7 protein-coding genes are annotated in these 13,691 nt (G+C 49.7%); 1 reads left to right on the top strand and 6 read right to left on the bottom strand.

The window, feature by feature from the left end:
* Positions 1-78 precede the first annotated feature (78 nt).
* Positions 79-1,551: an aminoacyl-histidine dipeptidase gene (locus PRUB_RS25460; RefSeq protein WP_010381007.1), complete on the top strand. Its 1,473-nt coding sequence runs from the start codon at positions 79-81 to the stop codon at positions 1,549-1,551.
* Positions 1,552-1,609: 58 nt separating this feature from the next.
* Here the strand turns inward: PRUB_RS25460 and PRUB_RS25455 are convergent, their stop codons facing one another.
* The 6 genes from PRUB_RS25455 to PRUB_RS25430 form a co-directional block, all read right to left on the bottom strand.
* The gene (locus PRUB_RS25455) at positions 1,610-4,156 is read right to left on the bottom strand and encodes a glycoside hydrolase family 3 protein (protein WP_010381006.1); all 2,547 of its coding nucleotides are present in this window, start codon (positions 4,154-4,156) and stop codon (positions 1,610-1,612) included.
* 1 nt (position 4,157) lies between these two features.
* Complete coding sequence (locus PRUB_RS25450; protein ID WP_010381005.1) at positions 4,158-5,405, bottom strand: sugar MFS transporter; 1,248 nt, start codon at positions 5,403-5,405, stop codon at positions 4,158-4,160.
* 71 nt (positions 5,406-5,476) lie between these two features.
* Positions 5,477-8,434 carry a TonB-dependent receptor gene (locus PRUB_RS25445; RefSeq protein ID WP_010381004.1) on the bottom strand — a complete coding sequence of 986 codons (2,958 nt, stop codon included), beginning with the start codon at positions 8,432-8,434 and terminating at the stop codon, positions 5,477-5,479.
* A 62-nt stretch (positions 8,435-8,496) separates the two neighbouring features.
* Positions 8,497-11,157, bottom strand: coding sequence for a glycoside hydrolase family 16 protein (locus tag PRUB_RS25440; RefSeq protein WP_010381003.1), 2,661 nt, complete (start codon positions 11,155-11,157; stop codon positions 8,497-8,499).
* A gap of 440 nt (positions 11,158-11,597) precedes the next feature.
* Positions 11,598-12,437: a LytR/AlgR family response regulator transcription factor gene (locus tag PRUB_RS25435; RefSeq protein WP_010381002.1), complete on the bottom strand. Its 840-nt coding sequence runs from the start codon at positions 12,435-12,437 to the stop codon at positions 11,598-11,600.
* Positions 12,434-13,549: a sensor histidine kinase gene (locus PRUB_RS25430; protein WP_010381001.1), complete on the bottom strand. Its 1,116-nt coding sequence runs from the start codon at positions 13,547-13,549 to the stop codon at positions 12,434-12,436. Before PRUB_RS25430 ends, PRUB_RS25435 begins: the two co-directional genes overlap by 4 nt.
* Between the last annotated feature and the right edge of the window lie 142 nt (positions 13,550-13,691).

Here is a 13,691-nt window from a genome sequence, read left to right as displayed (position 1 = left end):
CTTTTTACCCACTTACCAGCAACACTGAACCACCAATCGTTCAGGCTGGAAGACAATAGCTCAAATAAGGGGAACCCGGTGTTTAAACCTCATTCCGACATCGCCAATTTGGCGCCTCAGATCGTATGGCAATTCTTTGATCAGATCTGCTCAATCCCTCACCCGTCAAAGCACGAAGAAGCATTGGCGACCTTTATTGTTGACTGGGCAAAGTCACAGGACCTGGCCGTTCGTCGTGATGAAACGGGCAATGTATTTATCAAAAAGCCCGCCACGCCTGGTATGGAAAATCGTAAACCTGTCGTGCTTCAGGCACATATCGACATGGTACCGCAAAAAAATGACGATACAGATCATAACTTTACCAAAGACCCAATTCGCCCCTATATAGATGGTGAGTGGGTTACAGCCCAAGGTACCACCCTGGGTGCTGACAACGGCATGGGTATGGCGTCTTGCCTTGCAGTACTGGCGTCTTCTGACATCCCGCATGGTCCACTGGAAGTGTTACTGACAGTAGATGAAGAAGCCGGAATGTCTGGTGCATTTGGTCTGCAAGCAGGCTGGCTGGAAGGCGACATTCTGCTCAATACCGATTCTGAGCAAGAAGGTGAGATTTACATGGGCTGTGCTGGTGGCGTAGATGCCAGCATGACAGTCAATATTTTGCGTCAACCAGTTGAACCAGGCCATCAGCTTGTAGAGGTCAGTTTAAAAGGACTAAAAGGCGGCCACTCTGGCGTTGATATCCATACCGGACGCGGTAACGCAAATAAGCTTCTGGCGCGTGCATTAAAGCATCACCTGAGTGGGGTGGACTTTAGCCTGGTGGCCTTTAAAGGCGGTTCACTGCGTAATGCTATTCCGCGAGAAGCGTATGCAACTATCGCAATAGCACCTGCACAGCGCAGTGTGCTGGAACAGCGCCTGAGTGAATTTAAAGCGGTACTGAGCAATGAGCTGGGTGCCATTGAAACCAGCCTGACCTTTGCAGTAACCGACACAGACAGCACGCTTAATGCAATGTCTGAACAGTCTAAAGACAGCCTGCTTGCGCTACTCAATGCCTGCCCGAATGGCGTTGTACGCATGAGTGATGATATTCAGGGCGTGGTTGAAACGTCACTGAACCTGGGTGTGATCACCACACAAGCCGACAAAGTCGAAGTGCTTTGCCTGATCCGTTCTTTGATTGATTCAGGTCGCACAGATGTCGAAGGCACACTGAGCTCACTGGCAAGCCTGGCAGGTGCAGAGATTGAGTTTTCAGGCGCATATCCTGGCTGGAAACCAGACCCGGACTCAGATTTGGTGCACATTTTCCGTGATATGTACGAAGGGATCTATGGTAACAAACCAGATATCATGGTGATCCACGCAGGACTGGAATGTGGCTTATTCAAAGAACCTTACCCTGACATGGATATGATTTCATTTGGTCCAACCATCAAGTTCCCGCACTCGCCTGACGAAAAAGTGCATATTGCATCGGTTGGCTTGTACTGGCAGCAAATGCAGGCATTACTGCAGAACATTCCAGAGCGCGACTAATATCGCTCAATAATTGATTCAGGCACCTTACAGTGCCTGAATCATGTTAAGCCAGGTTTTAATCCTGACAATGGATTGTAGCCTGCTTATCACCTGCCGGCTTTATACTGATGTCACTAAACGACAAGCTCATACTGCCAGTAGCAGACAGTTCAAATGGCATCACCATCTGGTCAAACATCACGCCCTGGCTGGCAAAGCATTGCAAGTCTATACTCAGCACTTGCCACTGCTGTGCTTCCAGCTTGTTCAGCTCAGCGCCAATATCAACCTGAGCCCGGCAGCTTCCCGACATATCCCCTTCACTTTCACAATGCATACTAACAAATGCTTGGTCTGCAACCGTGTTACCACGTTTTACGGTCATACTAAGCACACCACCCCCAGCCTGGTAACGGGCCAGATCTTCTCTGAAACCATTGCCACTAACAAACTGAACACCTGCTTTCTTGCCCTGCCAGTCAATCCGAAAGGCATCTTCCTGGATTTCCTTATCTATGGTTCTGTAACTCAGACTAGCCAGCGTCATACTGCTTGCGGTGACGGCAAGATTTTGCTTACCTGAGAACAACCTCAACTGCCAGGGTTGCTGAGTTTTACCGTTGAAAACCTCATACACGTCTGACGTATTCAGCGCAGCGCCAGTCTCCTCAGGCAAACTATCGCTCAGCGTCGAGGACATGCCATAACTCAGACCAAATCCGTAAGGAAGCAAAGGCGCATATTCCTGGTCGAAACGGTTAACTGGCTTACTTGGATGGGCAGGCCAGGAGAATGACAGACGACCAGTGAAATCGTGCTGTATCTTGCCCTCGCTGTTTTTTAGCAAAACATCGGCAACGGCTTCACCCTGTGAGCCCGGTAGCCAGGCGGCCACAAAGGCATCACTGGCGTTGAGCTCCGGGTTAACCCACATAGGCCTGCCACTGATAAACACAGAGACCACAGGAATACCTTGCGCTTTAAGCGACTTTAGTATAGCCAGGTCACGTTTATTGCCATGCTGATAAATCAAGGTTTCCCGATCACCGTGCCCTTCGGCATATGGCTCTTCACCAAATACCACAATGGCCACATCGGGTTTAGTGTCGAACTGGCCATTTTCGCTGAGTTCAACCTGACCTCCCGCCTGGGTTACCTGCCGGGCAAGTCCGTCGTATATTGACTGACCACCAGGAAAATCAGAATTCTGATTATTGGTACCCTGCCAGGTGATAGTCCAGCCCCCTGATTGCTTACCAATGTTGTTGGCAGCATCGCCGGCTATCAGAATGCGCTGATTGGATGCAAGCGGTAATAGCTGTTGCTTGTTTTTAAGTAACACCAATGACTCCCGCACCGCCTGGCGCGCAATTTCCCGGTGCGCGTCATGCCCGATCAATTGTGTATTGTTAGCATGAGGACGCTTTGCCGGGCTGGGCTTATCAAACAAGCCCGCGCGGAACTTCACCCGCAAAATACGACTGACAGCATCATCAATGCGAGACATTGGAATGATGCCCGCTCTGACCTGTGCAATGGTGTTCTCAAGCAGGGGTTTCCAGGCGTCGGTAGGCACCATGTATACGTCCAGACCCGCATTCACAGCCTGAGGGCAATTGTCATTACTACAACCGGGTATTTGCCCATGGCCATTCCAGTCACCCACCACAAAGCCATCAAATCCCATTTTATTTTTCAGCACATCGGTCAGCAGATATTGATGTCCGTGTATCTTTTCACCCTGCCAGCTGTTGAATGACGCCATCACCGATTGTGCCCCTGCCGTGAGACCGCCCACATAACCCTGAGCATGAATATCAAACAGCGCCTGTTCTGAGTCGATATTGTTACCCTGATCGTCACCTTTCACGGTGCCGCCATCACCTAAGAAGTGTTTCACCGTACTGATGACCCGGTCATCGCCCAAAAAGTCCTCTCTGGCATGTCCCTGCAAGCCATGCACAATGGCTGCGGCGTATGCTTTCACAATCTCGGGATCTTCCGAATAGCCTTCATAAGTGCGACCCCAACGATCATCACGTACTGTAGCCACTGTGGGCGCGAAGACCCAGTCAATGCCCGTGGCCATCACTTCTTTTGCCGTAGCCTGGGCAATTTGTTCAATCAGTTTGGGATTATTGGCCGCACCCAGCCCAATGTTATGAGGAAACAAAGTTGCCCCGATGACATTGTTGTGACCATGTACCGCGTCGGTCCCCCACATAGTAGGAATATCAATGCCATCCAATGAATCATCTACGGATGCCTGATACATAGCTTCTGCCAGATCAACCCAGTCTTTGACACTGGCATGCTTGTTGTTGCCGGGAAATGCTCCGCCACCATTGAGATAAGAGCCAAACCCGTAGCGCCGCATATCTTCCACCGTAATGTCACGGATCTCCGGCTGGATCATCTGCGCCACTTTCTGCTCCAACGTCATCTTGCTAAGTAGTACCGAAACCTGGCGCTCAATTTCAGAGTCCAGGGCCACCTCAGAGTGAATTTTGGGCCAGATATCAAGCCCTTTCTTAATTTCCGGCGAGGGTTGCCCGGCACCACATGCAGTTAAAATACCGGCAGCTAATACGCTGAGTGAAATCTTGCTTGTTGTTTTCTTCACTTTACTTCTCCGTAGATAGCAAAACAGGTCGGTGTCCTTTGAGCCCAAAATAACCGATAAATACATAACACAATGCCGGTAGCAGGAACGACAACTGTACGCCTGATGAGTCAGCCAACACCCCCTGTAGCAAAGGAATAATGGCACCGCCCACAATCGCCAGACATAGCACGCCGGCACCATGGCTGGCACTTTCTCCCAGCTTATCGATTGCCAGGCTGAAAATGGTAGGAAACATAATTGAATTGAACAGACCGACGGCCAGTACAGACCACATCGCCAAACGGCCTTCGGTCACGACAGCGACACACAACAGCACAATGACCATGACTGCGTTAAATGCCAGTACTTTACCAGCCGCAATTTTTTGCATCACCAGTGCACCAATGAAACGCCCGACCATAGCCCCGCCCCAGTAATAGGCGATAAGCTGTGCTGCCTGTGCTTCATTAAGGCCGGCAATACGAGGGTCGTGTAAGAAATTCACCAAAAAACTGCCAATGGCCACTTCTGCCCCAACATAGAGAAAAATCGCCACGGCTCCAAGCTTAAGGTGTTTATATTGCAGTGCTTTTTTCAACGACGGCGCGCCTTGGGACAGTACACCCAATGACGGCAACTTAATAAAGGCAAACACGATGGCCAGTATAGCAAGGGTGGCCGCTATCATTAGATAAGGAAATTGTACCGCAGAAGCATCAGCATGTGCCGGCTCGCTGCTGCCTGAGAAAATCAGCCAGGCACCAAAAAATGGCGCAACCGTAGTGCCAAGCGAATTAAATGCCTGCGTCATAGTCAGGCGCGACGAAGCCGTCCTGGCAGGACCAAGTGCACTCACAAAAGGGTTAGCGGAAACCTGTAACACGGTAATACCAGAGGCCAATACAAACAGCGCGCCTAAAAATAACCCATAAACACCGAGCTCAGCGGCCGGATAAAACAACAAACACCCAATGCTTGCGACACTCAGGCCTGTGATGATGCCTTTTTTGAAACCAATCCTGCCAACCAACATGCCGGCCGGCACAGAGACGATAAAATAGGCACCGAAGAAGCAAAACTGCACCAACATAGCCTGTGTATAAGTTAAATCGAATGCCCCTTTGAGATAAGGGATTAAAATGTCATTTAAGCAGGTAATAAAGCCCCACATAAAAAACAGAGTCGTCAGCGTAAACAGCGCAAATTTGTGCCCCTGAGCGGATTGCGACTCATGCTTGGTATCCAGTATCACGGATGAACTAGCCATAATGAATTTCCAAAAAATATATCCAGCAGGCTCTGGTCCTGCTTAACGCAAAAACCAGAGCGGATTCAGAATTAATTAAACTTATATCGGAAGCCCAGTGCATACCTGGGGCCGTATTGGCGGGCGAACAGGAATTGACGTTCATAACGACCAAAGCCCTGCTCGGTTTCATCATTGAGGTTCACGCCCTCGAAGAACACCGTCAGCTGCTCTGTCATATCGTAGTTGACGCTCATATCCCATTGACCAAAGGCCTTGGCAAATTGCGGCGGGTTATCGGAAGAACCCTGATCCTGGCCGACTCCGATCAGGTACTCATCACGCCAGGCATATGTCAGCTTCACAGATAGTCCATCAAGCTCATAAAACACCTGAAAATTTGCCGAGTCACTGAGCCCGGTAAGCGGGGTTTGTTGCTCCAGGCTGGCAACATCGAACTCCACATCGCCATTTACAAATGTCGCGTTCACCCCGACGCCAAACCCGGTTTCGCCAAACAGGTGCTGCACTGCCACTTCAAAGCCATCAACTGACTTGGTATCGGGCGCATTGAATGGCCGAGTAAAATCCCACACTATCAAAGGATCATCGGCGTTTGGTGTAATATAGCCCTGCTCATTGAGGGTTGCGCCATTGGCCTGCATCTGAGCAAAAATGGCATCGTTCGTGGCCTGCTCACCCCGGCTTTCAATATCCGCAACGGCTTGCAACCACCTTGGGCCCTGATAGATGTCGTTAAAGCCTTCAACAGTCGTTGAGTTTATCTGACTGCCAATGAAGTTTTTCACCGACTTATCGAAGTAACCAATGGCTGCGTAACTGCCTTCGGCATAATAGTACTCGAGGCTAAGGTCAAAGTTCGTCGACTCAAATGGTTGTAAATTGGTATTGCCTTCGCTGGCATTTCGAGAACCTATTTTAGGGCTGTTTGACAGACTCCGCCCGCCAACCAGATCTCCCAGTGGTGCCCGCGAAATGGTTTTGCCCCAGGACACTCGGGCAACCAGCTCATCAGTCACATCCACGCGTAAGTCCACCATTGGCAGAACCACATCATGTTCGCCTTCCACGGTAAAGAAGGCATCGCCATCAGGTAAATACTGGGTATGCCACTCACTGCCGCCTTTCCACCAGACAGCTGTAGGCGTAGGCTGGAAGGTGTTGCTGGTCACATCGGTTTGCTCGTAGCGAACACCAGCGTTTATCCGTACCGGATAATTGGCAACCTCAAATTCCCAAAAGCTTGACAAGTAAATACTGCTGGTTTCTTCCGTCACGCTTTCTCGCGATAAAGTCCCCATGTCGTGATACGCCGTAGTCGCAAAATAATCATTGCCACCGAGTAATTCATTGGTCAAAAAGGCTTCAGAGCGAGCAGCAACCTCATCAAAGTCAAAGGTATAGTAATAGTGTGGCTGCAGGGCACTGCCACCGCCATCAAATGCATTTAAGAAATCACTCGTGTCATGTTGGGTGAACATGCCATCCGGGAATAATTCCGGCCAGGCAGGGTTAAACAGGAACCCACCTATCAGACCACTCCAGGCATTCGAACCACTCATTTCCTGCTCTGTGCGTGCCACACCAAATTTTATGTTCACCAGAGCCCAACGGTCACTCAGGTTTTCCCAGACACCATCGAACTGTAACTGCTCAACGGTTGCTTTGCCGGGAGAGTGCACAAACTGGCTAAAGTGAGAGTCGATTTCACTGGCTGCCAGCTCATTGGTGCCATTTCGCCAGAGAATTTCAGCGTGCGGGATCTCACCACTGCGAAAATCGTAGCGCTTGGTCGTTAGCTGATCAGAGCCCAGTACCAGCGTGCCTTCGCTACCCAGGCCGGCGTCTGCACCATTGTCGGTTTCACTTTGAGAATCGTGATAGTCCAGGCTCAGACTCAGAGCATCACTGGCTTGCCATTGAATATTAAAACCGACTGAGCGCTCTTTCACTTCGGTGGTTGAACGTGAGGCGCTGAAAGACCCGTCGTTACCGCTGATATCGGCATACACAACGGTGCCGTTCTCATCCAGTTCATAGCCGTTGATATTACCGCCGTAGTCGTTCCACATACCCCAGGAAATCGCATTCTTACCGGTAACAGACTTGGTCCCGGTATAATCCAGCGTCATCACTATGTCATCGTTGGGCGCATACTGGAAAACAACCTGACCATTGGTTCGCTCACGCTGTAAATCGCTTATTTGATAATTCATATCCCGAGGGAAAAAATAGTCACCTGCGGGCACCCCTTGATCGTTTAAAGGGCGATTGTCAGTGACGCTGTCTGCTTCGAGGTTAGTTGGTAAATCAACATTCGCCTGCCACCCCTGAATATTGGCACTTTGCTGCTGAAAATCACGGCGATGGTGGTTGACGGTAAAGCCAAACCCGACGGTGTCATCCAAAAAAGCATTGGAGTACAAGGCTGAGATCTCTGGCGTAACGTCATCGCCGGCGACATTTGAAGAATCGTGGATTGCTTTCGCTGAAAACGACATTTTCTCAGCACCACTATCCAGAGGACGAGCGGTGACAATATTCACCGTCGCACCTAACCCGCCTGTCGGATTGTCAGCGCGCGCTGTTTTATAGACTTCGAGCGCCGAAACCCCATCGGATGACAGGTTTTCAAAATTATAAGAACGGCTGTTACCCGTTCCCGGCATTTGTCTGCCATTAAGCGTTACCAGATTAAAGTCCGGGCCGAAGCCCCGTACTGTGATCTGACTGCCTTCACCATTGCTTCGACTCACTGCTACACCGGTAATGCGCTGCAGAGACTCCGCCAGGTTGGTGTCTGGGAATTTGCCCATTTCTTCTGCTGAAATCGCATCCACCACGCCTGACATATCTCGTTTGACGTTCATAGAGCGGATCAAACTGCCCTTGATACCACGAATCTCTATGACCTCGGGCGTTTCTTCAGCAACCTGCGACACGGCTTCCTCAGCCTGCACTATAGAAGTACCAAGTACCGCACCGATCAGAATCGCGACATGTGAGAGTTTATAATTTACTGTATTCATAATGACCTGCTTGAATAATTTTCGCTGTCTGGGCGTGACAATGCCACGCCATCGGTTTGGTTTTATTGCGCTGCTACCATCACATTATCGAGCCGATATACAGCTCCTTCGCCCTGCCCCCAGGCCGGGTAAATCATGATGATGTCAATGCCGCTGATATTCACCCCACCATCCTGCAGTGTCTGAAGTGGGAAAGTATAGGTCTGCCACTGGCCAACCTGGGGCGCCACAGCCTCCAGGCTGTCGGTCAGATTAAGCTCCAATGCAAAACTGGCATCCAGCGCTTCTATCTTAAACTTCCAGGGTGCGCTGCTATCATTGGGCGCTGTCACTACTTTAAGATCAAACTGAACCGAGCCCTTTTCCAGATAGGGTGATGCATCAAGATAATGCCCGTCTTCGGCAAACAGCCCCATCACAGTAGGCTCGGCGCCAACTTTAAATTCCGCTACCATGCCCTGAGTCATATCATCATTTTCAAGCGTAGGAGTAGAGCCACCACAGCAATCCCACAGCGACCATTTGGCTTTAACGTCATCGGCAAATAGCACTTCACCGACAAAGTCATCCGCCTGATTCGGATCGTAAATTTTCACGTTATCTATGCGGTATACTGCGCCAGCCCCCTGGCCCCAGCTGGGAAAAACCATTAAGACGTCAATCGCACTGATGTCCAGGCCAGCTGCTACCAAGTCCGTTAAAGTAAATGTATAGGTTTGCCACTGGCCGACCTCGGGAGCTGTTTGCTGGATACTCTTATCCAGGGTCAGTTCAGCAGCACTTTCTGCGCCCACTGATTCAGCTTTGAAGAACCAAGCTGCAGTGGCGTCTTGTGGTGCACTCACCACCTTCATATCAAACTCAATCACGCCGTTTGACAGGATAGAGGAGGCATCAAATGGTGCCGCGCTAACCCCTTCAGCTGAAATAAACTCTTGCCGTGAAATAAAGCCCATCACCGTTGCTGTATCAACGATCACAAACTCTGCAACATTGCCGTGCGCATCATCGTCCAGCTCAACCGTAGGTAAAGAACCGCCACAGCAATCCCACATTGGCCAGGCAGGATTTTCGCTCTCTTCAAATACCACCAATGCAGTGGCTGTGTCTGGTGTCATAATCGCAACATCTGTGACGCGATAAACTGCGCCTTCGCCACTGCCCCATGCCGGGAAAATAAGCAATGCATCAATACTACTGATGTCCAGCCCCTGCTCTGCCAACATCTGTAACGAGAACGTGAAGGTTTGCCATTGTCCAACCGCTGGCATTACCCCTTCTGCGCTTTCAGACAACGCAAGTTCAACTGCTTTTTCTCCGTTTGCGCTTTCTATTTTTAACATCCAGGGTGCCTCTGTATTCGCGGGCGCAGAAGTCACTTTCAAATCGAAACGCACAACGCCGGACTCAATCAACGAAGAGGCATCGAACGGGCTGGGACTACCACCAGCATCAGACGCCATCGGATCTCGAGAAATAAACCCATTGACCGTAGGCTCACTGCCCACGCTAAATTCGACCGCCATGCCAGCAGTGTCATCTTCGACTAAAGCAGGAACGCTGCCGCCACAACAATCCCACGCTGGCCAGTCTTTATTAAGCTCACCGTCAAAGATTTGCAGACTATCCCCTGAAGTCGCAGGCGGCGGTGGGCTGGGCGCTTTACCCTCAACCAGTGCATCATCCAGTGAATCCCATCCGGCGCGGATCGTTTCGCAGCCTTTGCCTGTTTGCGGGTTTTGCTGACACTGGTAAACCCGGACATAATCCACTTCGAAGGTTTGCCCGTTTGCAAAGGCTTCAGCATCGACGCCCGTTTCATTAACCGCTTCCGGCCAATTGCCACCAACAGCCAGGTTCAGGATAAGATAAAAGTTTTGATCAAATGGTGCACTGTCCCAGTGTGTTACCAGCTCACCACTTCCCTGATCATGGTACTCGGCGAACCACCCTCGGTGTTTCAGACTAAATACGTTGCCGCTACTGTCATACAGGGGCTCTGACTGGCGCTGCGTGGCATAAAGGTAATCATCAACATACCAGCGTATCTCTCCCTCTTGCCATTCCACCGCATAGGTATGAAAGTCATCGGCCGGGTTAACACCATCCGGTAAGCTATGCGCTTTACCAGAGTGAACGTTGTCAGGCCAATCCTTACCATAATGTAAGGTCCCGTAGACATGGGCCTCAGGCATACCATCCGCATCTTGTGCTTTGAGGTTCACCGCCTCAACGATGTCAATCTCACCAGATTTGGGCCAGCCACCATAGACTTCGTCAGTTGGCAACATCCAAAATGCCGGCCAGCTGCCCTGTCCGCTGGGTAGTTTTGCCCGCATTTCAAAGCGACCATATTTAAAATCCGCTTTGTGTTTTGTAATAAGGCGCGCAGATGTATAGGGCTGTTCAGCATCTTCCGCAGCGCGAAGCGCAACTATTTTTAGTGTTCCATCGCTAACATACGAATTGACTGCATCATCGGTGTAGCATTGACGCTCTTCATTTCCGCCACCCAGGCAGTTCACTTCATGCGTCCAGTTTTGAGTATTGATTTGTGTCTCATCAAACTCATCTTGCCAGACGAGTTGCCAGTCAGAGACCGGTGTCTGAGGATCCGTTTTGCTCAGATCAGTGTTGGTTTTAGCATCGCCGCCACAGCCAGTTAAACCAGCTATCGCAAGTAAGACACCAAGACAGGTGAAGGATTTTGCAACTTTTATCATAATGTGTGTTCCAACTAATCGAACCGATTGTTGTGTAGCGCGGACGTGTTCTTTTTACAGTCTGGCACAGAGCCGCTGTACTTGTTATTCGCAATCAATCGCACCCAGGTGCAGCCAGTTGCAATGTCCGTACTACAAAGAATGAGCAGCGAACCGGAGACCAATTCGGTCTGCTCCTGAGGCTATCCTGTTAAATTAACCTGAATGTTACAATGGAAACGCGCCATCACGGGCGGCTGTTGCGACACAAGAACGTGGGCCACAATAGTGCACGACAAGACGATACAAAAATAAGATGAAAGGTTAGCCTTTTGTTTTCCTTGGCTTTTGGAGGGTATCGGGTACATACATATTGCACCAAAACTTGTAGTCGTTGCACCAGAAGAGGTAATACTTCTGGCCGCCGACTGATGTTTCTTGTTTGTACTTACGCGAACTAACTAGCTCAACGTTTTCTTTTTAGCAACAAACTGATGCAATGCCTGACTATAATTACGACTGACTTTGAGTTCTACCTGCCCCTTAAGCGTCACCAGGCTTTCGTTATTTCGCATGGGTTTTATCGCAGTGACATAACTTAAGTTAACTATGGTCGATTTATGGATCCGGGCAAACAGGGTTTCATCCAGCAAAGTCTGCAACTTTTTCATGGTAATGCGCAGGACATGGGTTTCTGACTCAGTGTGCACGCACATGTAATCGCCGGCAGCGTCAATCCAGCGGATGATGTCCATCGGAACAAAGACCTGCTCATTATCACTGTTTTTAATAACCAGTTCCCTGTCCTGCATAGCCGGCAACGGGCTGTCTGTTTCCAGCCAGGATTCTAACTCAGCCACATCCAACCCGGAAGTTTTAGTCAATGCCTGTAACAGGCGGTATTTTTCCTGCTCGGCCTGACGAGGCTGTCGACGCTCCAGGATCCGGGTCACCGTTTTTTGCAACCGACCCAGGTTCGCGGGCTTCAAAACATAGTCAATGGCATTAAGCTCAAAGGCTTCGAGGGCGTAATCACTATAAGCACTGACAAAAACCACCATAGGCAAGACATCAGCCTGTATCGCCTGAACCACTTCAATGCCATTAAGCCCGGGCAACTGTAAGTCCAAAAACAGCACGTCCGGACTCAATTCATGGCACAAACGGATCGCATCATCGCCATTTTCGGCCTGACCAATCACTTCTATTTCAGGGATTTTAGCCAGCCTGAGACTCAGCCCCTCCAGCGCAAGGGGTTCATCATCCACTATGATGGCGCTCAGTGGTTTTGTCATGGTCATTCAACCTCGTATGGTAGCACTAAGGTCACGGTATTACCTCCGGCTGTATTTTTATTCAAAGACACGGTGAAATCACCGTTATACATCACATCCAGTCTGGTTTTAGCATTGTTTAGTCCTATGCCAAACCCTTTATCGGCGCCCTCATCCGAGCCAGTGCCGCAGTCTGAAATTTCTATAATGAGTTGCTGTAAATGCTGCTTTGCCGAGATGGTAACCTCTCCTCCCTGTTTACTTGGCTCAATAGCATACTTAATGGCATTCTCAACTACAGGCTGGCATAGCATGTTTGGCACCAATGCCCTCAGCGTTTGCGGTTCAATCTCATAGCGCACCGACAGGCGGTGTCCAAAACGGACTTTTTCTATCGCCAGATACAATTCAATCAACTGAATTTCTTCTTTTAACGGGATCCTGCTGCCTTGCGTGGCCTCAAGTGAGTGACGGAAAAAGTCACACAGCTTATCGAGCATTTCTGATGCCGCGTCGTTATCCTGTTTCAGGATCAGCGTTGAGATAGCATTCATCGTATTAAACATAAAGTGCGGATTAAGCTGATAACGCAGCATCTGTAGCTGTGCATCCTTTGCCTGGGTCTGCGCTCTTAACAGACGTTCATGCTCTTTTTGTAATCGACTGTTATACAGCATGATAAAAAATATCGAAGTCCAGACGAACATAGTGGTCAAAGAGAACAGCAGCCAGCCACCAAACTCAAGCATGGTCCAGGCCTCATTCCAGCGTTGATCATGTACGATAACTTTATAGCTGGCGAGTTTAATGATGTTATAAATGAGTCCCAGCAAGGCTGCAAAGAGAAAACTGATAATCAGAGTGCGCTGCAAAGGCTGATGAATGATTTTGCGAATAAAAAGCCACTGCAACAGGGAGAGCATGAAGCCGCTGAGACTTTCGACCCCCAGGTTTATGATCTGTCCTGGCAGATTAAAACCGGGCGCGTCAAACTGAGGCTGAATGATTGCCAGAAACACCACAGCTGCATAACCAAGCCACCCGGCAATTTGCAAACTCCAGAACTGTTTCGATAAATGTGGCAATGCTGATGATTCGGGTTCAAGCGGTGCCAATTCAGATTGTTGAGGTGAAAACACAGACAAAATGGTACTCAGAATAAGGGCCTAACCTCCGATACTCTAAGACTTTTTAAAATTATAGCAACCGAGCCTGTCAGTTTTCCCTGTTTAGAAACGCGAAAAAAGGGCCACAATGGCCCTTTCTTTAGTTTGACATGAG

This window comes from Pseudoalteromonas rubra (assembly GCF_000238295.3).
Taxonomy (GTDB): Bacteria; Pseudomonadota; Gammaproteobacteria; order Enterobacterales; family Alteromonadaceae; genus Pseudoalteromonas; species Pseudoalteromonas rubra.
The sequence above is the reverse complement of the archived record's forward strand: the minus strand, read 5'-3'. Positions and strand labels throughout refer to the sequence as shown.